Source organism: Streptomyces sp. NPDC014889 (assembly GCF_043081205.1).
Taxonomy (GTDB): domain Bacteria; phylum Actinomycetota; class Actinomycetes; order Streptomycetales; family Streptomycetaceae; genus Streptomyces.
Genome location: NZ_JBIBWH010000008.1, coordinates 41,423 through 63,076 on the forward strand (window position 1 = coordinate 41,423; position 21,654 = coordinate 63,076).

At 72.1% G+C, this 21,654-nt stretch carries 22 protein-coding genes; 11 read left to right on the forward strand and 11 right to left on the reverse strand.

The window, feature by feature from the left end:
- Nucleotides 1-333 precede the first annotated feature (333 nt).
- Nucleotides 334-1,881, reverse strand: coding sequence for an IucA/IucC family protein (locus tag ACF09J_RS17190; RefSeq protein ID WP_392306242.1), 1,548 nt, complete (start codon nucleotides 1,879-1,881; stop codon nucleotides 334-336).
- A gap of 110 nt (nucleotides 1,882-1,991) precedes the next feature.
- Between ACF09J_RS17190 and ACF09J_RS17195 the strand changes: the two genes are divergently transcribed.
- From ACF09J_RS17195 to ACF09J_RS17210, 4 genes are all read left to right on the forward strand, one after another.
- Complete coding sequence (locus ACF09J_RS17195; RefSeq protein WP_392306243.1) at nucleotides 1,992-3,524, forward strand: IucA/IucC family protein; 1,533 nt, start codon at nucleotides 1,992-1,994, stop codon at nucleotides 3,522-3,524.
- 9 nt (nucleotides 3,525-3,533) lie between these two features.
- The gene (locus ACF09J_RS17200; protein ID WP_392306244.1) at nucleotides 3,534-4,799 is read left to right on the forward strand and encodes a VWA domain-containing protein; all 1,266 of its coding nucleotides are present in this window, start codon (nucleotides 3,534-3,536) and stop codon (nucleotides 4,797-4,799) included.
- Nucleotides 4,799-5,620, forward strand: a complete 822-nt coding sequence (locus ACF09J_RS17205; protein WP_392306245.1) for a hypothetical protein — start codon at nucleotides 4,799-4,801, stop codon at nucleotides 5,618-5,620. Before ACF09J_RS17200 ends, ACF09J_RS17205 begins: the two co-directional genes overlap by 1 nt.
- 108 nt (nucleotides 5,621-5,728) lie before the next feature.
- Nucleotides 5,729-6,340 (forward strand): hypothetical protein, encoded by a 612-nt coding sequence (locus ACF09J_RS17210; RefSeq protein ID WP_392306246.1) that lies wholly within the window; start codon nucleotides 5,729-5,731, stop codon nucleotides 6,338-6,340.
- A 158-nt stretch (nucleotides 6,341-6,498) separates the two neighbouring features.
- Here the strand turns inward: ACF09J_RS17210 and ACF09J_RS17215 are convergent, their stop codons facing one another.
- Nucleotides 6,499-7,143 (reverse strand): winged helix-turn-helix transcriptional regulator, encoded by a 645-nt coding sequence (locus ACF09J_RS17215; RefSeq protein ID WP_392306247.1) that lies wholly within the window; start codon nucleotides 7,141-7,143, stop codon nucleotides 6,499-6,501.
- An 86-nt stretch (nucleotides 7,144-7,229) separates the two neighbouring features.
- On the opposite strand from ACF09J_RS17215, the gene ACF09J_RS17220 reads away from it, so the two are divergent.
- From ACF09J_RS17220 to ACF09J_RS17235, 4 genes are all read left to right on the forward strand, one after another.
- Nucleotides 7,230-8,438, forward strand: coding sequence for a pyridoxal phosphate-dependent aminotransferase (locus ACF09J_RS17220; RefSeq protein ID WP_392306248.1), 1,209 nt, complete (start codon nucleotides 7,230-7,232; stop codon nucleotides 8,436-8,438).
- Between the two features lie 205 nt (nucleotides 8,439-8,643).
- Nucleotides 8,644-10,113, forward strand: a complete 1,470-nt coding sequence (locus tag ACF09J_RS17225) for a hypothetical protein (protein ID WP_392306249.1) — start codon at nucleotides 8,644-8,646, stop codon at nucleotides 10,111-10,113.
- Nucleotides 10,110-11,261, forward strand: coding sequence for a hypothetical protein (locus tag ACF09J_RS17230; RefSeq protein WP_392306250.1), 1,152 nt, complete (start codon nucleotides 10,110-10,112; stop codon nucleotides 11,259-11,261). Before ACF09J_RS17225 ends, ACF09J_RS17230 begins: the two co-directional genes overlap by 4 nt.
- A gap of 20 nt (nucleotides 11,262-11,281) precedes the next feature.
- Complete coding sequence (locus tag ACF09J_RS17235; protein WP_392306251.1) at nucleotides 11,282-12,166, forward strand: hypothetical protein; 885 nt, start codon at nucleotides 11,282-11,284, stop codon at nucleotides 12,164-12,166.
- 10 nt (nucleotides 12,167-12,176) lie between these two features.
- Here the strand turns inward: ACF09J_RS17235 and ACF09J_RS17240 are convergent, their stop codons facing one another.
- Nucleotides 12,177-12,437, reverse strand: coding sequence for a hypothetical protein (locus ACF09J_RS17240; protein ID WP_392306252.1), 261 nt, complete (start codon nucleotides 12,435-12,437; stop codon nucleotides 12,177-12,179).
- A gap of 138 nt (nucleotides 12,438-12,575) precedes the next feature.
- On the opposite strand from ACF09J_RS17240, the gene ACF09J_RS17245 reads away from it, so the two are divergent.
- The 3 genes from ACF09J_RS17245 (at nucleotide 12,576) to ACF09J_RS17255 (ending at nucleotide 14,377) form a co-directional block, all read left to right on the forward strand.
- The gene (locus ACF09J_RS17245) at nucleotides 12,576-13,181 is read left to right on the forward strand and encodes a histidine phosphatase family protein (RefSeq protein WP_392306253.1); all 606 of its coding nucleotides are present in this window, start codon (nucleotides 12,576-12,578) and stop codon (nucleotides 13,179-13,181) included.
- 85 nt (nucleotides 13,182-13,266) lie between these two features.
- On the forward strand, nucleotides 13,267-13,902 hold the full coding sequence (locus ACF09J_RS17250) for a hypothetical protein (RefSeq protein ID WP_392306254.1): 636 nt from the start codon (nucleotides 13,267-13,269) through the stop codon (nucleotides 13,900-13,902).
- 52 nt (nucleotides 13,903-13,954) lie between these two features.
- Nucleotides 13,955-14,377 (forward strand): acyl-CoA thioesterase, encoded by a 423-nt coding sequence (locus ACF09J_RS17255; RefSeq protein ID WP_392306255.1) that lies wholly within the window; start codon nucleotides 13,955-13,957, stop codon nucleotides 14,375-14,377.
- Between the two features lie 59 nt (nucleotides 14,378-14,436).
- On the opposite strand, the gene ACF09J_RS17260 is transcribed toward ACF09J_RS17255, so the two are convergent.
- From ACF09J_RS17260 to ACF09J_RS17295, 8 genes are all read right to left on the reverse strand, one after another.
- The gene (locus tag ACF09J_RS17260; RefSeq protein ID WP_392306548.1) at nucleotides 14,437-15,768 is read right to left on the reverse strand and encodes a nucleobase:cation symporter-2 family protein; all 1,332 of its coding nucleotides are present in this window, start codon (nucleotides 15,766-15,768) and stop codon (nucleotides 14,437-14,439) included.
- A 340-nt stretch (nucleotides 15,769-16,108) separates the two neighbouring features.
- Entirely contained in the window at nucleotides 16,109-17,494 is a 1,386-nt protein-coding gene (locus ACF09J_RS17265) for an 8-oxoguanine deaminase (RefSeq protein ID WP_392306256.1), read from the reverse strand.
- A 69-nt stretch (nucleotides 17,495-17,563) separates the two neighbouring features.
- Nucleotides 17,564-18,973 (reverse strand): nucleobase:cation symporter-2 family protein, encoded by a 1,410-nt coding sequence (locus tag ACF09J_RS17270; RefSeq protein WP_392306257.1) that lies wholly within the window; start codon nucleotides 18,971-18,973, stop codon nucleotides 17,564-17,566.
- 62 nt (nucleotides 18,974-19,035) lie between these two features.
- Nucleotides 19,036-19,971, reverse strand: a complete 936-nt coding sequence (gene pucL, locus ACF09J_RS17275; RefSeq protein WP_392306258.1) for a factor-independent urate hydroxylase — start codon at nucleotides 19,969-19,971, stop codon at nucleotides 19,036-19,038.
- Nucleotides 19,972-19,979: 8 nt separating this feature from the next.
- Nucleotides 19,980-20,381: a hydroxyisourate hydrolase gene (gene uraH, locus ACF09J_RS17280; protein WP_392306259.1), complete on the reverse strand. Its 402-nt coding sequence runs from the start codon at nucleotides 20,379-20,381 to the stop codon at nucleotides 19,980-19,982.
- Nucleotides 20,382-20,403: 22 nt separating this feature from the next.
- Nucleotides 20,404-20,913 carry a 2-oxo-4-hydroxy-4-carboxy-5-ureidoimidazoline decarboxylase gene (uraD, locus tag ACF09J_RS17285; protein ID WP_392306260.1) on the reverse strand — a complete coding sequence of 170 codons (510 nt, stop codon included), beginning with the start codon at nucleotides 20,911-20,913 and terminating at the stop codon, nucleotides 20,404-20,406.
- 121 nt (nucleotides 20,914-21,034) lie between these two features.
- The gene (locus tag ACF09J_RS17290) at nucleotides 21,035-21,397 is read right to left on the reverse strand and encodes a helix-turn-helix domain-containing protein (RefSeq protein ID WP_392306261.1); all 363 of its coding nucleotides are present in this window, start codon (nucleotides 21,395-21,397) and stop codon (nucleotides 21,035-21,037) included.
- On the reverse strand, nucleotides 21,394-21,645 hold the full coding sequence (locus ACF09J_RS17295) for a hypothetical protein (protein ID WP_392306262.1): 252 nt from the start codon (nucleotides 21,643-21,645) through the stop codon (nucleotides 21,394-21,396). The genes ACF09J_RS17290 and ACF09J_RS17295 overlap by 4 nt, the downstream gene beginning before the upstream one ends.
- Nucleotides 21,646-21,654 lie beyond the last annotated feature (9 nt).

Consider the following 21,654-nt stretch of genomic DNA (forward strand, 5'->3'; position numbering starts at 1 on the left):
GCGTGCAGGCGCGTTGGGAAGCGCCGACCGACCCGGATCGGCTGTCGACGGCCGGGGTCTGGCACGCGCTCAAGCTACGCGCATAGATACGTCTGAAAAAAGGCCCGGGGTTAAACGCTTGGCAAACTGTTATGCCACACCGGGCTCGCCCGACGTCCGTTGGCGAGGTGACATCCCGTCCAGGGAGGAAGGGCGGGAGTGGGGTGACACCCACTCAGAGAAGGGCGGGAGGACGCTGTTCGGCGACGCCTTCGCGACGGACCGCGGATCGGCGCGAAGCCCGTCGTCCCCAGGTCGTCGGCCTCGACGACCGCGGGTACGGACCGCCGGTGATCAGCCCGGGATTCCGGCGCTGAGCAGCGGGTTCGGCACCGGCCGGTAGCGGGCCGCGGCACCGTCGGCGCCCGTCCAGCGCAGCAGCAGGTTCGTCTTGCCGGGCACGGTGGGCGAGGTGAGCAGGGCGGCGGCCTCGGGCAGGCCGTGGCGCACGAGTTCACGGCGGGCTGCGGGCCAGGGGTCGAGGCCCGGGTGGCGTTCGGCGAGGGCGGCGGCGATCTCACCGAGGTGGTTGACGACGAGGCAGTACACCAGCCGCTCCCAGCCGGCGGCCCGGGAGACGTCCGGCAGCAGCTTGACGCCCTCCGCGTCCCGGAAGAGCGCCTGCACGGGCATGCCGTCGGCGTCCACGGCGATCAGCGAGTTCTGCAGATGGGCCTCCAGGACGACGCCGTGCCGCCCGAAGGCCCCGAGGGCGGGCGGTACGACCTGGCGCAGATACGCCTCCCACCACAGCTCCGGGTCCGCCGGGCCGTCCAGCGGGTTGCCGTCGAAGCCCTCGGCCAGAGCGGCCGCGAGCAGCGGGGTCGCGCCGGGCAGCAGATGGCCGCCGAGTCCGTCGCGGACGACGACGGCGAGTTCCTCGAAGGCGAACGCGGCGGTGCGGTAGCCGCGGTCGGACAGCCAGGCCGCCGGGCCCGGCAGCCGGCTCAGCGCGGTCGCGGCGGCCGTGTCGGTGCGGCGCAGCTTGCGCAGGTCGTGCCGCCACAGCCGCCGTACGTCGTTGGTGATCCGCACGTCCAGGCTGAACTTCAGGAAGAGGTCCGCGTCGGGGACGTGGACGGTGCGGACCGCCGCCGTGGGCCACACGGCGTGGGCCGTCGTGCCCAGCCGCAGCAGCCGTCCGTCGGCGAAGGCCTCGGCGAGGTCGCGTCCGACCAGTTCGAGCTGCCAGGGGTGGGCGGGCAGCAGCCGGTAGCCGGGCGGGGCCTGGCCGAGCGCGTCGAGCGCCGAGGTGTCGCCCTCCTCGGCGGCCAGGTCCTCGCGCACCCCGAGCAGCACCAGCGGGAAGCGGGCGTGCGCCTCGGGCGCGTACGGCAGCCAGGAGGCGACCGGGCCGCCCCCGCGCGCCTTGGGTGCCGGGTGGTACGGATGGCCGGTGACGAGCGCCTGCTCGGAGCGGATGTACGGGTCCTCGGGTGCGGGCGCGCGGTCGCGGGCGGCGAGCAGCGCCGCCACCGCCTCCCGGCTGTCGATCATCTCGGCAGGCAGCTCGTCGTTGGACAGGCCCGTGTGCCGGCGCAGCTCCTCGGCCACGAGTTTGACCAGCTCCGGGTGGTCGATCCGCTGCCAGCCGCCCGCCGTGTACACCTCGGGCGCGGTGGGCCGCCGCCCGTCGCGCACCCGCAGCAGCCGGTCCCCGCCCGGCAGCCGGTACGTCCGGAGCCCGCCCGTGTCCGGACAGGGCCGCGCGACCTCGCGGAGCAGGCAGTTCAGCAGGGGCGCGGCCGCGTAGGCATCGGCGCGCTCCGCGATGCCGCCGGCCTGGGGCGTGCCGTCGTCGGCGGGGGGCGCGATGCCGTCGGTGGGGGGCTTGAGCTCCATGCGTTTTACTCGGTCCGTTCGGTCCATAAGTCCACACGGTGCGAAGGTGACCAGTATGTCTGCCCGGCGCGCGCCGATGTGACGCCCGCCCGTATCGGAGGAGCCCGACCGTGCACCGTCCCCCAGCCACCGAGACCGAGGTCGCCGAGGAGCTGGCCGCCGTGCGGCCCGACCTCGCACCACGGTACGCGGCGCAGCTGCGCGGCGCGCGGGCCGCCGTGCTGACCCGGCTGTGGCGGGCGCTCGCCCATGAGCCGCTGCCGTGGATCACCGGCCGGGAGCGCACACGGGACGCGCTCGTCCTGCGGCTGCGCGACGGCCGCAGCCTTGAGGGGCCGCCGTCGGACCCGTACGCCACCTCCGCGTACGTCACGGCCGTACGCCTGGCCGGGACCGTCCACGAGGACCCGGCGCGGCTGATGCGGGACCTCGCCGTGCCGCACGGTGACGCTCTCGCCGCCGAACTGGGGCACAGTGTCGCCTCGTTGGCACTGTCGCGGGCCGATCAGCCGTCCCGGGACAGGGCTTCCCCGCGGGAGTGGCCGGTGGCGGACTGGGAGTGGGAGCAGCGGGTGGTCGACGGTCACCCCTTCCACCCCAACTGCCGTTCCCGGCCGGGTTTCTCGGTCGCCGAGCAGCTCGCGTACGGGCCCGAGCACCGGCCGACGGTCGGGCTGGGCCTGCTGCCGGTCCCGGAGCGGGAGTGCCTGGTGAGCGGGGCGTGGCCCGCGGACCTGCGGGACGGTGGGCGGCTGCTGATCCCCGTGCACCCCTGGCAGGCGGCCCATGTGCTCAAGCAGCCGCGCGGGGAGCGGGTCCTCGCGGCGCGTCCGCTGATGTCGCTGCGGACCCTGGCCGTGCCCGGCGGGCCGCACGTCAAGACCTCGCTCAGCTCCCGGCTGACGTCCTCGGTCCGGGACATCTCGGTCGGCTCGGTGACCGCCTCCGCCGTCCTGTCCGCGTTCGCCGTGGACCTGGCGGCCCGCACGGACGGCCTGCTGCACATCACCCGCACCCTGGGCGCGGCCACGGCGGGCTCCCCCGAACTGGCCGCCCTGTGGCGCGAGTCGCCGCGGACGTACGCGGCACCCGGCGAGCATGTCGTGCCGGTTGCCGCGCTGCCCACCACCCGCCTGCCCGAATCGCCCGCCTGGACAGCCGACTTCGCCCGCCTGGCACTGAACGTCGGTCTGCGCCTGCTGGAGTTGGGAGTGGCGCTGGAGGCACACGGGCAGAACCTGCTCGTCGTGCTGTCCGGGTCCGGGTCCCCGCTGCGGCTGGTCTACCGCGACCTCGCCGACATCCGGATCAGTCCCGCCCGGCTCGCCGAGCACGGCATCGCCGTACCGGAGTTGCCCGCCCGGAACCTCACCGACGACCCGACCGCCCTGCGCCGCAAGCTGTTCGGCTCGCTGGTCGCCGGCGCGCTGGCGGGAACGGCAGGATCCACAGCCGCGCTGCGGGCCGCGCTGGAGCCGGCCGTACGGGATCTGCCGCGCTCCCCCGACGTTCTGGCACTGCGTGAACAGCAGGTTCCGGCCAAGGCGTTGACGCTGATGCGGCTGTCTCCCGGCACCCCCGGCGACCAGTGGACCGGGCTGCCCAACCCCCTCGTTTTGTGCCCCGGCACCTCCGATCAATAGGATCCGCCGATGATCACAAGACAACGGCTGGCGGCGGGAGTCTGTGCTCTGCTCGCCGCCCTGACGGTGGGGATGGCCTTTCCCGCCGGAGCGGTAGCCGACGAGACGGAGGGGCCGGACGCCCCGAAGGTCGAACTCGTCCTGGACGTCAGCGGTTCCATGCGGACCCGGGACATGGACGGCGGTTCGCGGATGGCCGCGGCCAAGCAGGCGTTCAACGAGGTGCTCGACGCGACCCCCGAGGAGGTCCAGCTCGGTATCCGCACCCTCGGTGCCAACTACCCCGGCAACGACCGGCAGACGGGCTGCAAGGACACCGCCCAGCTCTACCCGGTCGGACCGCTGAACCGCACCGAGGCCAAGACGGCGGTGGCGACGCTGGTGCCGACGGGCTGGACCCCGATCGGACCGGCGCTCCAGAAGGCGGCCACGGACCTCGACGGCGGCAACGGCATGCGCCGGATCGTCCTGATCACCGACGGTGAGGACACCTGCCAGCCGCTGGACCCGTGCGAGGTGGCCCGCGAGATCGCGGCCAAGGGCATCGGTCTGACCATCGACACCCTCGGCCTGGTGCCGGACGCCAAGACCCGCGACCAGCTCATCTGCATCGCGGAGGCGACCGGCGGCACCTACACCTCCGTACAGCACAAGGAGGAACTCAGCGACCGCGTCGGCCAGTTGGTCGACCGGGCGGCCGACCCGGTGGTGACGCCGGTGGCCACGGAGGGCGCCACCGAGTGCGCGAAGGCACCCACGCTCAAGTCCGGCCTCTACACCGACCGTGAGGAGTTCGGGCAGCAGCGCTGGTACCGGGTGGACGTCAACCCCGGCCAGGAGCTGCGGGCCTCGGTGAGTGTCGCCGCGGACCGTGCCGTCGACCCGGACTACGGCCTGCTGGTGCGGGCCGTGACGGAACACGGCCGGGAGATCGTACGCGGTGAGGCGGCGGGCAACGGCCGCACGGACGTGATCTCCACGGGTCTGCGCTACCCGAAGCCGGAGAGCGACGACGAGAACGCCCCGGCCGAGACCGTGTGCCTGCAGATCACCAACGCCTTCTCGGCGGCCTCCGGGGTGAAGACCACACCGGGCATGCCGCTGGAGCTGACCGTGGACCTGGTCGACGGTCCGGGCAAGTCGAGTGACGTGGCCTCCTTCGGCCTCGGCCGCGGCTGGTGGCTGCTCGGCGCGCTGGTGCTGACCGGCTTCGTCGCGGGCCTGCTGTGGGGCTGGGTGTCGCGTTGGCGCGTCGCGATCTGGAGGACGAACTGATGCGTATCACCCGTGTGCTGGGCGCCGCACTGCTGGCGCTCGGGCTGGCCGCGGGCCCCGCGGCCGCCGACTCCTCCCCCTCGGCGGACCCGTCCGGCGACAGCGGGGCGCCCAGTCAGGCCGGCACCTCGTTCCGTACCGCGACCGAGATCGAGCAGGGGCAGCAGGCGACCGCCGGCGGCTCCACGGGCGACTACATGTACTGGTCGTTCGCCGCGGACGCCGGGCAGCGCCCCACCGTCAAGGCGACGGTGAAGCTGCCCGACTCGCACGCCTCGCAGACCTGGCAGCTCGACGTCTACGACGGTCTGCGGCGCCGCCAGTCCTGCCAGTACGGCGCCCAGACCCGCACCGCCGCCCAGGGCACCGGTTCGGTCGAACTCGCCTGCGTGCTGCGCACGGTGCGGGCCTGGTCCGAGCCGTGGGCCAACGATCCGCTGCCGGGCACGTACTACATCCGGCTCACGGTGGTCGGCCTGCCCGCCTCCGACCTGGGCCTGCCGGTGAACGCCGAAGTGCGGGCCGACTCCAAGGACATCGGCGGCGCCGCCGCGGTCGACGGCTCGCTCGCCCAGCCGCTGACCCCGGGCATCGCGGTCACGTCCGAGCAGGACGGCAGCGACGCGCAGGACGACCAGGGTTCGAAGAAGTCGGCCGTGCTGTCCAGCATCGAGCCGGACGGCGGCTGGTCCTCCGGCTGGTGGTCCGACCGCTGGGTGTGGACCGGCATCGGCGGCATACTGGCCGCGCTCGCGGGCATCGGCGGCTACGTGCTGACCCGCGGCACGGGGCGCCCGTCCCGGGTGCCGCAGAGCTACTGACGGCTGCCTGCCGCACAGTTGGCCCGCCCCCGCGTTCCCCGGGGGCGGGCCTTCGCCGTTCCGGCCCCCGCCGGTCGGCCTCAAGACGGAGTAGAAGTGGTACATCCCATGGAACTGTCCCGGACCGTGGCCCGGCTCGACCGGTGGCTGGAGCAGCACGCGCCGGGCGACTTCCGGCAACTCGCCCCGCCCGCCGAGCCCGCACTCATCACGGCGGTGACGGAGAACCGGTTCGAGCCGCATCCGGACATCCGGTCCTGGCTCTCGCTGCACGACGGCTCGGCCCTCGACCCCGGGCTCGCCGCGGGCGCTTTCGTGCCCACCGACTTCCCGCTCCTGGGGGACGTCGCGATGCGCGACGGACTGCGGGACATGGAGGAGGAGGTCGCCCGGGCTCAGGAGGAGGACGAAGCCGAGTACGTCGTCGGCGTGATGGCGGACGTGCGCTGGCTGCCGGTGGCGATGAACCACACCGGTGGACAGCTCGTGGTCGACCACCGGGAGGGCCCCGGTTTCGGCGCGGTCCTGGAACTGGACCCGTCCATCGACGTGAACGGAGTGAAGCGCTGGGACAGCCTGTCCCACCTCTTCGACTCGGCCCTGGACGCCCTGGTCCACGGCACCCCGCTCACCACGGCCGGCGATGCGCGGAGCGTCCCACGCATCGAGGACCCGGGCGACTCGCTGCCCCACGTGGTCTGGGACATCCACTACGGCTGACGGGTCGGGCGTGGCTGCGTGCCGCCACCGGGAGCCGTAGACTCCGGGTTCGGCTGATCCTCGAGCAGGGGGAACCATGACCGAGCCAAGGCGACGGGCGCCGGCCGACAGAGGACGGCACCCGTACGGGGCCAGGGCTTCGAGGTCTGTGCCTTCGCTCATGTCCCGCTCTCGCGCAGGGCCTTGGCCGCGGTGCCGGCTCCGCTCACCTCGACGCGTCCGTCCCGTACCGCGTCCGCCAGGCCCAACTCCCCGCGGGCGACGGCCGCACACGTGCCGGAGTCCAGAGCCAGCCGGGCGTCCGGCTCCTCGGGCGCGGAGCCGCATCCGTAGAGCGGCCCTTCCGCCTCGCCCAGGTGCAGATGGAAGTCGCCCTCATCCAGGTGGACCTCGATGAGGCCCGACTCGACTCCCGTCTCCTCCAGGGCGCGCAGCAGGGGCAGCGCGAACCAGTGCGCCCGCAGGGCGTCGGTGGGCCGCCGCTCGCCGAGATCCGCCTGTCCCCACTCCCCGAGCGCCCGCAGGACGGGCAGCAACTCACGTCCCCGAGGAGTGAGTTCGTAGACGTGGGCGGCTCCCGGGGGCGGCAGCCGGCGCCGGGTCGTCAGCCCGTCCCGTTCCATGTCCTTCAGCCGTGAGGCGAGCATGTCCGTGCTCACGCCCGGCAGGTCGGCGTGCAGATCGGTGTAGCGGCGCGGGCCGGCCAGCAGCTCCCGGACGATCAGCAGGGTCCAGCGGTCGCCGACGGCATCGAGCGCGCGGGCGGCGGAGCAGAACTGATCGTAGCTGCGGCGAGGTGGCATGCGACGCAGTCTAGACGCGTTGTTGGACTTTCCAAGCTCCTGCTTGGTAAAACCAAGCAGGACCAGTCACCGGAGGGATGCGGCGCATGGAGTTCCGGCAGTCGAGCAAGCTCAGCGAGGTCTGTTACGAGATCCGCGGCCCGGTGATAGAACACGCGGACGCGCTGGAGGAGGCCGGCCACAGCGTGCTGCGGCTGAACACCGGCAACCCCGCGCTCTTCGGTTTCGAGGCGCCGGAGGAGATCCTCCAGGACATGATCCGGATGCTGCCGCGGGCGCACGGCTACACCGACTCGCGGGGCATCCTGTCCGCCCGCAGGGCCGTCGCCCAGCGCTACCAGACCCTCGGCCTCGAGGTCGACGTCGACGACGTCTTCCTGGGCAACGGCGTCTCGGAACTGGTCTCGATGGCCGTACAGGCACTGGTCGAGGACGGCGACGAAGTCCTCGTCCCCGCCCCCGACTTCCCCCTGTGGACGGCAGTGACGACGCTGGCGGGCGGAAAGGCGGTCCACTACCTCTGCGACGAACAGGCCGACTGGTACCCGGACCTGGACGACATGGCCGCGAAGATCACCGACCGTACGAAGGCCGTCGTGATCATCAACCCCAACAACCCGACGGGCGCGGTCTACCCGAAGGAGATCCTCCAGGGCATCCTCGACCTGGCCCGCCGCCACGGCCTGATGGTCTTCGCCGACGAGATCTACGACCAGATCCTCTACGACGACGCCGTCCACCACTCCACCGCCGCGCTCGCCCCCGACCTGGTCGTCCTCACCTTCTGCGGCCTGTCCAAGACCTACCGCGTGGCGGGCTTCCGCTCCGGCTGGCTGGTGGTCACGGGCCCCAGGCAGCACGCCAAGGACTACCTGGAGGGCCTGACCATGCTGGCCTCCATGCGCCTGTGCGCCAACGCCCCCGCCCAGTACGCCATTCAGGCCGCACTCGGCGGCCGTCAGTCCATCCGCGAACTGACCGCACCGGGCGGCCGGCTGCGCGAACAGCGGGACGTGGCCTGGCAGAAGCTGAACGAGATCCCGGGCGTGACGTGCGTCAAGCCCAGGGGCGCGCTGTACGCGTTCGCCCGTCTGGACCCCAAGGTCCACCCGATCCACGACGACGAGAGGCTCGTCCTGGACCTCCTGCTGCGCGAGAAGATCCAGGTGGTCCAGGGCACCGGCTTCAACTGGCCGGCCCCCGACCACTTCCGCATCCTCACGCTCCCCCACGCGGACGTCCTGGACACGGCGATCAGCAGGATCGGCCGGTTCCTCGGGGGGTACCGGCAGTAGGCCCGACGGCGCGGCCCCGCGAAACCCCGTCGAGCCCGTGAACTGCGCTGTGTTACGGTCCCAACGCCGGCCGCGGGACTTCGGTGCGACTTCCGGAACCTGCCTCTGAAGCAATGATTCGCAGCTCGTGCCCCCATTCCCCGGCCGGCCCCGGCAGGGGATGCCGGCAGGCTCCGGCAGGGGCCGCGAGTGAACGGGTGGGGGCATGAACGGGGGCGTGGAGCCGTCCGGGGATCCGATCGCGGCCGAGGACGTGCTGCTCTTCGTCAACGCCGCGATCACCGCGACCGGCCAGCGTGAGTTCCGCTCCGACGCGGCGGCCCAGCGGCTCTCCCTCGACTTCCGGCACGCCTACATGCTGGGCAACTACCGCGACCTCTACGCGGGCGTACTCGCGCTCGACATCAACGACCACAACGCGGCGCTGATCGTACGCCGGCTGCTGGAGACGGCGGGCGAGGCCACCGCGGAGCAGCGTCGCGGCGAGGGCCGGCTGATCGCCGGACGACTGGCACTGCTGCCGCCGCAACGCGTCTACAGGCTCTTCGGCGCGCTGCGCCGCTCCGGGGTGAACAACCGCCGCACCCGCGCCCTGCTGCGCGACTGGCTGGCCGCCCGTCCGGATCCGGCCCTCGACGCCGTCAAGTACCGCAACGGCCTCAAGCAGGCGCTGCGGCACGCGCATCTGGCGCCGGCCGACGACGAACTCGGCGCCTTCCTGTTCGCACCGCGCAGCCGCGCCCGCTACGACACTCCGATCCTGGAGGCCTGGCGCCGCGCGCACTACGAGCAGGCGGCGCTCTACGAACTCCCGTACACCGTCGCGGAGAGCTTCGCGGCGCGGCACGGCATACCGCGCGGCGTGTTCCTGGAGCGCATCGCCCCTCGGCTCACCCGCCTGGAGACGCTGCGGCTCCAGGAGTCGGCACGGCAGCACGGTCCTGAGCCGGCGCGGGCGGTGACGGCCGGCCTGTCCCGGATGCCGCTCACCCGCCTCGCCGGATACGTGCTCTCCCTGCCCGCCGAGGAGCGGGTCGCCCGGCGCGAGGAGCTGACCGGAGCGCTGCGCGCGGCCGCCCGCCGAACGGCCGGCCGGCACCGGGGAACCTGGGGTCGGGTGGCCGCCGTACTGGACGACAGCTTCTCCTCCCACGGTTCGGGCGTGAAGCGGCGCCGGCCGCTGGCGGTCGCCCTGGCCTGCCACTATCTGCTCGAGGCGCTCGCCGGCCACTACACCGGGCTGTGGACCTCCGGCCGCGGCGACGCGCTCCTGGCCCACCCCGTCGGCCCGACCCCGCTGGGCCGGCGGATCCTCGACGGTCTGGAGACGGCACCGGAACGCCTGGTGATCGTCTCCGACGGCTGGGACAACTCGCCTCCCGGACTGGCCGGCGAGGTGCTCCGCGTCTGGCGCACCCGCCTCGACCCGGCCCGCCGCACCAGCGTGGTCCACCTCAACCCCGTTTACGACGCCGAGGACTTCGACGTGCGGCGGCTGTCCCCGCGGGTGCCGACCGCCGGCGTCCGCGACGCCGAGGACCTGCCCGCGCTCGTCGAGATCGCACAGTTCGCCGAGGGCCGGACCCGACTGGCCGACCTGACGGCCTACCTGGACGCCCGCGCGGCGTGGCTCACCGCCGCCGCGGTCCGGCGGGCGGAGAGGAACCCCCGATGACGTCGCACGGACTGCTCGACGGGCTGGAGACCCGTCCCTCGCAGGTGTGGGGCGCCGTACGGCTGGTCCCGCTCGTACGGGCCGAGGCGGTCCACGACCTGCGCCTGCATCGACGGATCCACGACGGACCGGGTCAGGTGGACCTGGGCCGGGGGCGAAGCTATTGCTCCTACATCCCGCACAGCTTCGTCGCCGACTGGACCGGGGACGGCTCACCCGCCGCGGCCTACGGAACACAACTGACCGACGACCGGTCCGAGGGTGAAGTCTGGTCCGCACGACTGCACTTCCACCGCCGGACGGCACGCCGGGAGGACCGGCACCGGCTCCGCTTCCTGCCGCTTCACCTCGCGCTGGAGGGCTACCTCGCGCTCCACTTCGGCGGACCCGCCGTCGCCTGGGAGGAGTGGTCGCGGCGAGCCCTGCGCCAGGGTCTCTCGCCGCGCGTCGAGGCGGCCTGCCTGGGCACGGAAGTCCCCGGACTGGCCGACGCGCTGCGCGTCTTCGAGATCCACCCGGGCCAGTGCGGCGTACTGGTCCATCTGGCCGACACACCGGCCGCGGCGTTCGTGGTGCCGCACCCGGACGACTACCGCACCCTGCACCCGACCCTGCTCCAGGACCTCTACGGCGACCTGGTGCACCACTACGCCACCCTGATGCCTCCCGTCACGGACTTCAACGCGCGCATCCTGGACACCCGGATCCACACGCTCGCCGACCTGCGGAAGGCCGCGGCGGAACAGACGGCGCAGTGGGCCGACTTCCACGACACCACGATGGCGGCCGGACTGCTGGACCAGCCGAGCACCTGGCAACGGGTTCGCCGCACGGGCCGCTTCACCCTCTCCCGCTTCCTGCCACCGTTCCGCCCCAAGCAGGACAACCACATCGGCGAGGCGATCACCGACGAACACGGCCGGACCGTCTACCTCAAGACGTTCCGCCTCTCGGAGAACCAGGTCCGTCGCGGCCATCTCCTCACCCACCTCGCCGCCCACGACTGGCACCTCGCCACCACCGCCACCGCCCTCGGCCTGACGGAGCCCCAACTGGCCCTCCGCCTGGAGACATCCGGCTTCGCCCACCTCCTCCGCCAGGACGTCCTGGACCACTACCGCAAACAGAACCGCACCGGAAACCCCTGACCGGAAACGGAGAAGAGAACATGAGCGCCGCCGCCACGGAGGCCGAAGCCCGCAGAAGGCGCACGCGCTACCCCGTCGCCCTCGCTGTCGCCATCGGCTGCTACGTGCTCGCCGCGATGGCCGGGACGTTCTTCCTGGCGAACGGTCTCGGGCTCGCCCTCCTGATCCCCCTGTGGACCGCGCACGGCGTCCTGCTCACCGTGCTGCTGCGCAGGCTGGGGGCCCGGGAGTCCAGTGTCGGGACGGCGCTGTTCATCGTGTTCTTGTCCGTGATGTCCCTGTCCCTCGCCGACGTCGTCCGCGACGACCTCACCCTTCAGCGTCGGGGGGAGAAGGTCACGGCCACGGTCGTGGAGAAGTGGCCCGATCCGCCCCGGGGACGCGGAGGCCCCCGCTACAACTACGAGTTGGAACGGCAGGACGGCACCAGAGTCCTGGGACCCACCATGACGACGGACAAGGAACGTTACGACCTCGGCCAGGTACTGACGGTGTTCCAGGACCCGAAGGGCGAACTCGCCCCTCGGACACCGGGCCGGGCGGACGCGACCGCCGAGACGCTCGGCGCCGGCGGTTTCGCGCTCACCGCGCTCGGCACCGTCGGCTGGCTGGCCTGGCGCGGATCGGACGCCGCGAGACGGCGGGACCGGCGTAAGGGGACAACCGGCGAGTACAAGGCTCTCGCCAGGCAGAAGGAGCAGGAGGAGAAGCTGCGCGAGGCCTTGCGCACCCACCCCGTCGACCGCCGCGGCTACATCAAGGTGCACCCGGAGGACTACCCCGCCCTGTCGCAGCAGCGGGCGGCCCGTATCGCCTGGGAGATGGGGCTGCGGGCCGAGGCGTGGGGGAATCAGGGGTCGTGGCGGTTCAAGGAGAGTGTGATCGAGGAGGTCCCCCTCGACTAGTGCCGCTCGGCTAGTGCGGATCGCCCGGGTCCGGGGGCGATTCCCAGCGGAAGGACGCCAGGGTGAGGGGTTCCCCGCCCTGTTCGGTGTCCTCGTCCTCGGGGGCGGCGTCCTGGTCGCGGCGGGTCAGGTGGCCGAGGGCCGCCATCGCGCCCAGCAGCAGGCCGATCAGGCAGACCAGGGCCAGTACGAGCACGGCCAGGCTCAGCAGGGCGTCGCCGGCCAGGTTGGCCAGCATTCCGATCGGGTCCAGGCATCCGCACGCCAGCATGCCGTCACGTTCCCAGCCCGCGCCGCGGTGGTGACGCCGCGTTGCGGATCCGTTCTCCGAAAGTGCCCGGGCCGCGATGCCCCGCCGTGAGCGCGGGCGTCCGCCGGAGCGCGGGCGCGGACTCGTAGCCTGGGACGCATGGGTGATCTCTTTCTGGTCCGGCACGGGGAGACCGAGTGGTCGCGGTCCGGGCGCCACACCGGATGGACGGACGTGCCGCTCACCGAACACGGTCGGGAGGAGGCGCGGGGGCTGGTGCCGTTGATCCGCTCGCACCGGATCGGGGCGGCGTTCGTCAGCCCCGCGCAGCGGGCGCGGGAGACGGCCGATCTCATCGGGATCGGCGACGCGCGGGTCGACGCGGATCTGCGGGAGTGGGACTACGGCGGATACGAGGGCATCACGACCGCCGAGATCCAGCGGACGCGTCCCGGCTGGTTCCTGTTCACGGACGGGGTCGCCCCGGGGCCGCCGGAGCATCCCGGGGAGAGCGTGGAGCAGGTCGGGGAGCGGGCCGACCGGATGCTGGGCAAGGTGGACGCCGCGCTCGCCAATACCGAGGGGGCCGTCGTGCTGGTCGCGCACGGGCACTTCCTGCGGGTGCTCACGGCCCGGCGGCTCGGGCTGCCGCCGTCGGCGGGCGCGCTGTTCCAACTGGCCACGGGCACGGTGTGCCGGCTGGGCACGGAGCACGAGCGGCCGGTCGTCGCGGGCTGGAACATCCGGCCGGCGTCTTCGGCGTGAGCGGCGGCGGGTCGTTGTCAGTCCCGGGTCCTACTCTTCGAAGTAGCTGATCGACGACCGTTCGACGATTCGGGGAGGCCGTGCCGTGACTCGACCGCCCACCGCCGCGCAGCGCCGCGTCATCGACGCCGCCGACCCCGTGACCGGCCGCCTCAGGGGTACGGAGGCGCAGCTCGCGGCGCTGGTCAAGCGCGGGCTCGCGTTCCGGCACCCGCGCCCACCGCACGACCACTTCCTCACCCCGGCCGGGCATCGAATACGGGAGGAGGAAGAAGAAGAGGAGCAAAAGGCGCCTCCCACTGGGGACACACTCGCCGGTACCGGTGTGTTCTCCGCCCGCGTCGGAGGCGAGGAGCAGCCGTACGACGGTTCCGGGCGGGTGCGCGAGGTGCACAGTGCCTGGCAGGGGCTGCTGGAACTGCGCCGGATGACCAACCCGGACGGCGCCGTCGGACGGCCCTGCGGCTGGGAGCGCGCGCATCTGGTGCGGGCCGCCGCGATCGCCCTGGAGGCGGCGGGACAGCGGCCCGCGGGGCCGGACGCCGACGGTTACCGGGTGCGGGCGACCCCGCAGCCGGAGGCGGTCGCGGTGTACGGGCCGGACGGCGCGGCGCTGCGGGCGTGCGCGGCCGCGCTGGAGCGGGCGGGCTGGCAGGCCGGGGAGTACACCGAGCCCCGCACGAGGGCCCGGTACCTGCTGGCATCGCCGCGCAGGGTGTGAGGAACGCCTGCCAGGATCGGTGGGTCCGAGCGGCGTACGAGAAGGGGACGCAGTGAGCGAGCCGTTTTCCGTCCGGGTGACCGTCCGCGGTTACGAGACCGATGTGCAGGGACACCTCAACCAGGCCGTGTACCTCAACTACGCGGAGCACGCCCGCTGGTCGTTGCTCCAGGCGGCCGGGATCAGCCAGGCGCGCCTCGTGTCCGGCGGTGTCGGACCGGTTGTCCTGGAAACAACGATCCGCTATCTGCGGGAGCTGCCGGCCGGCGACGAGGTCGACGTGACCTGCGCCTTCGAGTGGAGTGAGGGCAAGACCTTCCGGATCCTGCAGACGATCCTGAAGACCGACGGCACGGTGGCGGCCGAGATCGACGCGGTCGGCGGCCTCCTCGATCTCGCAGCGCGGAGGCTGGTGCCCGCACCGCATGACCACTTCAGGCAACTGGCGGCGGATCCCGGCCTGTTGGGGCTGTGACACCCGCACGGGTACGCGGAGGGAGGGGCGGCGGAACCGCCGTGCCCCTCCCCCAACAGTCAGCGCACGACCGCTATCTCCTCCCCCGCCTCCATCGGATGAGTGACGTCCTGGGCGCCCGCGGAGCGGGGCCTGCCCAGGTGGTTGAAGACGAAGTTGAGCAGGACGGCCGCGACGCAACCGGTGGAGATGCCGGAGTCGAGGACGATCCGGGCGGTCTCGGGGAAGGCGTGGTAGAAGTTCGGCGCCGTGATCGGGATGATGCCGACGGCGATCGAGACGGCGACGATGAGGACGTTGTTGTCCTTGTCGAGGCCGGCCCGGGCCAGGGTCTGGATGCCGCTGGCGGCGACCGAGCCGAACAGGACCACTCCCGCGCCGCCGAGCACCGGGCGCGGTACGACGGCGATGAGCGAGGCGGCCATCGGGCACAGGCCCATCAGGACCAGGAAGCCGCCGCCGAAGGCGACCACGAAGCGGCTGCGGATCCGGGTCATGGCCACCAGGCCGATGTTCTGTGCGAAGGCGCTGCACATGAAGCCGTTGAACAGGGGGCTGAGAGCGGAGCCGAGGGTGTCGGCGCGCAGGCCGGCGGCGATCGTCTTCTCGTTCGCCGGGCGTTCGACGATCTCGCCGAGGGCCAGCATGTCGGCGGTGGACTCGGTCATCGAGACCACCATGACCACGCACATCGACAGGATCGCGGCGACCTGGAACTGCGGCGCGCCGAAGTGGAACGGGGTCGGGAAGCCGACCACCCGCGCGTCCGCCACCGGGCCGAAGTCCGTGACCCCGAACGGGATCGCGATGACCGTGCCGGCGATCAGCCCGAGCAGGACCGCGATCTGCTTGACGAAGCCGCGGGTGAAGCGGCGCAGCAGCAGCACGATGACCAGGGTGATGCCGGCCAGGGTGAGGTTGGTCGCGGAGCCGTAGTCGTGCGCGGCCGGATCGGGGCCCTGGGCCCAGCCGAAGGAGACGGGCAGCAGGGAGACGCCGATGAGGGTGATCACGGTGCCGGTGACCACCGGCGGGAAGAACCGGATCGCCTTGCAGAAGACCGGCGCGGCCAGGAAGCCGAGGACACCCGCCACGATGACCGCGCCGAAGATGATCGGGAGGGCGTCGGACTTGTCCTTGGTGGAGGCGACGATCGCCGTCATGGGGGCGACACCGGCGAAGGTGACGCCGTTGACGAAGGGGAGCCGGGCGCCGATCTTCCAGATGCCGAGGGTCTGCAGGAACGTGGCGAGACCGGCGGTGAACAGGCAGGCCCCGGTGAGGAAGGTCAGCTCGGTGCCGGACAGGCCGACGGCCGCGCCGACGATCAGGGGCGGGGCGACGACGCCCGCGTACATGGCGGCCACATGCTGGAGGCCGCTGGTCGCCATCTTCAGGACGGGGAGTTTCTCGTCCACGGGGTGGGTGGTGGACTCGGCTGGCTTCTGTGCCTCGTCGCGGGACGTGGGGTGAGCGGCCACGGCTGCTCCTCCGGTCGGTTAACACGTCGGTTCGGACGTGGGTGTCAAGGAGGTGGTGCATGGTGGTCGTGCGGGACCGGGGGCGGGCTTTCCAGTGCCTGTCGGGGCACTGGGGCCCGCGGTGGGCGACGGAGGACCGTTCCGGGGCGCGTGTCCAAGCGCGCCCCGGAGCCGGCCCGCCGCGGACCCCGCTCGGGTCCACGGCTACCGGTCGGGAGCCGTCCCTCCCGCCCGGAGTTCCTTGAATCGGTCAGCTTCGCGCGGTGATCCGCGCCAGCCGCTGTGCCTCGGCCCGCGTGGCGCGGGCGATGGCGTCCTCGTCGGCGGTCAGCAGCCGGCCGTCCTCGACGATCTGCCGCCCGTCCACGAAGGAGGCGGTGACCGGTGCCGCCGCGCCGAGGACCAGGGCGGCCACCGGGTCGGCGATCGAGGCGTGGGCCAGTGTGTCCATCTTCCACAGCACCAGGTCGGCCAGCTTGCCCGGCTCCAGCGAGCCGATCTGGTCGGCCCGGCCGAGCACCCGGGCACCGCCGTGGGTGCCGAGGCGCAGGGCCTGTCGGGCGTTCAGCGCCGCCTCGCGGTGGGCGCCGAGGCGGTTGATCAGCAGGGCGTTGCGCAGTTCGGTGTGGAGTTCGCCGGACTCGTTGGAGGCGGTGCCGTCGACGCCGAGGCCGACCGGGACGCCGGCCGCCAGCATGTCGGGAACGCGCGCGATTCCGGCCGCCAGGCGGGCGTTGGAGGAGGGGCAGTGCGCCACGCCGGTTCTCGTGCGGGCGAAGGCGGCGATGTCGGAGTCGTTCATGTGAACGCAGTGCGCCATCCACACGTCCTCGCCCAGCCAGCCCGTGGACGCGAAGTAGTCGGTGGGGCCCATGCCGAACAGCTCGTGGCAGAACTTCTCCTCCTCGACCGTCTCCGAGCCGTGGGTGTGCAGCCGTACGCCGATCCGGCGGGCCAGCTCCGCGGCCTGCCCCAGCAGTTCGGTGGAGACGGAGAAGGGCGAGCAGGGGGCGACGGCGACCTGCGTCATGGCGTCGAAGGAGGCGTCGTGGTGCCGTGCGACGGTCTCCTCGGTGGCGGCGAGCGCGTCCTGGAGCGTCTCCACGGCGAAGTCCGGCGGCAGTCCGCCGTCCTTCTCGCCGCGGTCCATCGAGCCGCGGGCCAGGGTGAACCGTACGCCCATGTCGCGGGCCGCCCGGATGATCGCGCCGGACAGGTCTCCGGAGCCGCGCGGGAAGACGTAGTGGTGGTCCATGGCGGTGGTGACGCCGCCGCGGGCCATCATCGCCAGCGAGCCCCGGGCCGCCGCGTGGACCATCTCCTCGTCGATGCGCGCCCAGGTCGGGTAGAGCGCGACGAGCCAGTCGAACAGGTTGTGGTCGGTGGCCAGGCCCCGGGTGATCCACTGGTAGAAGTGGTGGTGGGTGTTGACCAGACCGGGCGTGGCCAGATGGCCGCTCGCGTCGATCCGGCGCGCCACGTCCTTCAGCCCCTCCGGGGCCTTGCCCGCGCCGACCGACTCGATCCGGTTGCCGGCGAGGACGAGGTGTCCCGAGGCGTACTCGGTGTCGTCCGCGTCCACGGTCGCGATCGCGCAGTTCTCGATGACAATGCGCGGGGCTGCCGATGGTGCCATTGCGCTTCCTTGTCTTTGGTGGCGGCCCGTGGACGCGAAAGGCGTCCACGGGGAGGGCACGGCAGGACCCTAGGAGGATTTGAGTGCCGGAGCGGTGCTGCTCCGGGTGCCGAGGTGGTGGAAGAACAGGTTGAGCAGGACGGCGACGATGGCGCCGGCGCTGATCCCGGAGCCGAGGACGGTCTGGGCCCAGGCCGGGAACTGGGTGTAGAAGGTGGGGGCGGCCAGCGGGATGATGCCGGCGCCGAGGGCCACGGCGACCAGGATGATGTTGGAGCTGTCGTCCAGTCCGGCCTCGGACAGGGTGCGGATGCCGCTGACGGCGATCGAGCCGAACAGGACGATGCCCGCGCCGCCGAGGACCGGCATCGGCACCAGGGAGACGACCGCGCCGAGGACCGGGAAGGCGCCGAGCACCAGCAGGGCCGAGCCGGCGACGGCGACGACGTAGCGGCTGCGCACCCGGGTCAGTGAGACGACGCCGACGTTCTGGGCGAAGGCCGAGGTGGGGAAGCCGCCGAAGACGGGTCCGAGCAGGGTGGCGATGCCGTCGGTGCGCAGTCCGCGGGTGATGGTGCGGGCGTCGGCGCGGCGGTCGCAGATCTCGCCGAGGGCGAGCATCCCCGCGCTGGACTCGGTCATCAGCACCAGCATCACGATGCACAGCGACAGGATGGCCGCGGGCTGGAAGACGGGGGCGCCGAAGGCGAAGGGGGTGGGCAGCGCGGCGACCGGGGCGGAGGTGATGCCGCGGAAGTCGGCCATGCCGAACGGGAGGGCGGCCAGGGTGCCGACGAGCAGTCCGAACAGCAGGGCGATCTGTTTGACGAAGCCCTTGCCGAAGCGCTGGATCAGCAGGATGACAACGAGGGTGAACGCGGCGAGGGCGAGGTTCTTCATGGAGCCGAAGCCGGCGGCGGTCTTGTCGCCGCCCTGCGCCCAGCCGACGGGCACGGGCATCAGCGTGACCCCGATGAGGGTGATCACCACGCCGGTGACGAGTGGCGGGAAGAATTTCAGCAGCCGTCCGAAGAACGGGCCGACGGCCAGGCAGAAGGCGCCGGCGACCATCACCGCCCCGTAGATCGCGGGGAGTTGGTGGCCCTTGGCGTTGTTCTCGGCGATGGCGAGGATCGGGGCGATGCCGGCCGAGGAGGCGGCGTTCACGAACGGCAGGCGGTTGCCCACGAGTTGCTTGACGCCGATGGTCTGGAGGATCGTCGCGACGCCGGCGATCAGCAGGCTGGCGGCGATGAGCCGGGTGCGGGCCGGGATGTCGAGCCCGCAGGCCTGGCCGATGATGAGCGGAGGGGTGACGACGCCCGCGTACATGGCGGCGATGTGCTGGAGCGCGGCGGGGACGAGCCGCGAGGGGTGGAGCTTCTCGTCCACCGGGTGCACGGACGTGACGGCGTCCTCGGTGTGCACCGGCGGGGTGGAGCACGGGCCTTGGACGGGCCCTTGAGCAGGCAGTGCCATTTCGTTCCCTCCGGTGTGGCGCGCCACCGGTCCGGAGCGGGTCCGGTGGCGCGCGTCTCGCGTCAGAGGTTTGTCATGTCGACCGGGATGAGCTGCTCGGCGCCGTCGCGCAGGATGGTGGCCTCGATCAGGCCGTAGGGCCGGTCGGCGGCGTAGTAGACGGCGCCGTCCTTGGCCTCGTTGTCGATCCCGAAGGGCGACAGGTCCGAGCGGAAGTGGTGCTTGTTGGGCATCGAGAAGCGGATCTCGTCGACCTCGTCGCGGGAGTTCAGCACCCGCACACCCATCTCGAAGAGGGTCTGCTGGAGCGAGTACGAGTAGGTCTCGGCGAACGCCTGCAGCGCGTGCTTGCGCACCCCGTTGTACGAGCGCTCCCAGTCGGGGGCGTGCGAGTCGATGCCGTTCCAGTTGTGCCGCCACCAGGTGGAGACGGTGGTGGCGAGGATGCGGTCGTGGTCCTCCTGAAGGGAGGTGTACTTGTCCTTCAGGAAGCCGAAGAACTCGGAGTTGGTCGAGTTCAGGACGGTCAGGTCCTTGAACCCGGAGAGCACCTGGATTCCGTGGCCGTCGTAGCTGATCTGCGCGACACGGGTCTCCTGGCCCTTGCGGACGAAGGAGTGGGCGATCTCGTCCGAGCCGACGAAGCGCGCGCCGGACTGCGAGGTCTCGATCCGCTCCCAGGCGTACTCCTCGATGCGGATGCGGGCCCGGTGGATGGGCTCGGTGCTGTCCACGAAGTGCCGGGCGAGCTTGACGCCGAAGTCCTCGGCGCTCCGGATCCCGTGCTCCTTGGCGAAGGCGAACACCGTGTTCTTGGTGGTGTCGGTCGGCAGGACGTTCGCGTTGGAGCCGCTGCGGTGGACCTCCTCCATGTCGCCGGAGAGGGCGACGGAGACGTTCAGGTCCTTGATGTGGTGCGTGTCGCCGTCACGCGTGATCTTGACGACTCGGTTCTCGGCCTTGCCGTACTGGTTCTGTCCCAGGACGAAACGGGTCATGGTGTCGGTCAGCTCCCTCGGTAAACGGAGTAGCCGAACGGGTTGAGCAGCAGCGGAACGTGGTAGTGCTCGCCGGGCACCACCGCGAAGGTGATGGTGACCTCGGGGAAGAACACCGGCCGGCCGTTCTCGCTGTCCCGGAGCGCGGGGGCGTCCTGCTGGGCCGCGGCTTGTTTCTTGGCGAAGTACGTCTCGGTGTCGAACTCGAGCCGTACGTGGGTGGTGCCCTCCGGTGGCGCCGGAAGGTCCTTGCACCGCCCGTCGGCGTCGGTCGAGGAGCCGCCGAGCGCCTGCCAGTCCCTCTCACGTCCCGAGCGGGCCAGGAGGTGGACGGCGACGCCCTCGGCGGGGCGGCCGGCGGAGGTGTCCAGGATGTGGGTGGACACGGAGGCGGTGGTCTCGGTGCTCATGGTTTCCTCTTCGGGCGTCTTCTCAGGCGTCTTCGAGCAGCCGGGCGAGCCGGATGCGGTTGATCTTCCCCAGTTCGCTGCGGACGATCTCGCGTTCCTGCTCCGGCGCGTTGCCGATCCGCTCCTTGAGCGCGTCGCGCATCTGCTCGCCGGTCAGGCCGGTGGCGCAGATGAGGAAGACGTGGCCGAACTTGTCCTGGTAGGCCAGGTTGAGGTCGAGCATCTCGGCCCTGAGTTCCTCGGAGGCGCCGGTCATTCCGCGCTGTTCGCGGGCCGAGGCCGGGTCGCCGGGCTTGGGACGGCCGATCGGCGGGTGGCCGGCCATCGCCTCCTCGAGGTCCGCGGGGGTCAGCTCCGTCATGGCGGCGTCGCTCGCGGCTTCGAGGTCGTCGGGGGTGTCGCAGGGGCGGGCCGCCAGCAGACGGTCGACCCACGCCGTGCTGGCGCACGCCTCCAGGAGGGCGGCCCGGGCCGCGTCCTCGGGGAGGGTGTTGAATCGGGCGAGACCCGGTGGCGTTGAGGTCGAAGTCACGGGAGCCTCCGTGGGCTGTTGACGGCCTTCGCGTGGAACGGGCTGCGGATAGCTAACGCCCTGACGAACATCGCGTCAACAGTTTGTTGAAAATTCCGGGACGGCCCGGCCCGGCGGCGGCTCAGCTCTGCTTGTCGCGGTTGAGGTAGTTGTAGACGGTGAATCGGCTGACGCCCAGCGCGCTCGCCACGGTCTCCACCCCGTGCCGTACGGAGAAGGCGCCGCGCGCCTCGAGCACCCGCACGACCTCCTGCTTGGACCTGCGGTCCAGATCCGCGAGCGGCATGCCCTTCCTGCGCTCCATGGCGGCCAGGATGTGGTCGAGCGAGTCGGCGAGCTGGGGCAGGCGTACGGCGACGGCGGCGTCACCCTCCCAGGAGAGCACGACGTCGTCGGGGCCGGCCTCGTCGGGCGGGAGCATCCGGCCGCCGATCGCGTCGACCAGCGGCTTCAGGGCCGCGATGAAGGGCTCCTCGCCGATCACCTCCCGCCCTCCCCGAGCACGGTGACCTGAAGGGAGATCCGGGTGGCGCCGGCCCCCAGGGTCCTGCGCAGCAGGGCGTCCACGGCGTCCAGGACGGCGTCGGCGCCCCCCTCGGCCGTGTTGCCGAACGGGCCGACGTCCACGGCGTCCAGCTCGGCGGCCTCGACGACCTCCCGCGCCACCAGCGCGTGCTCGGGGGCCTCGTCCAGATCGAAGGGTTCGGTCGTGAACTCCACTCTCAATCGCACGCGCACAAC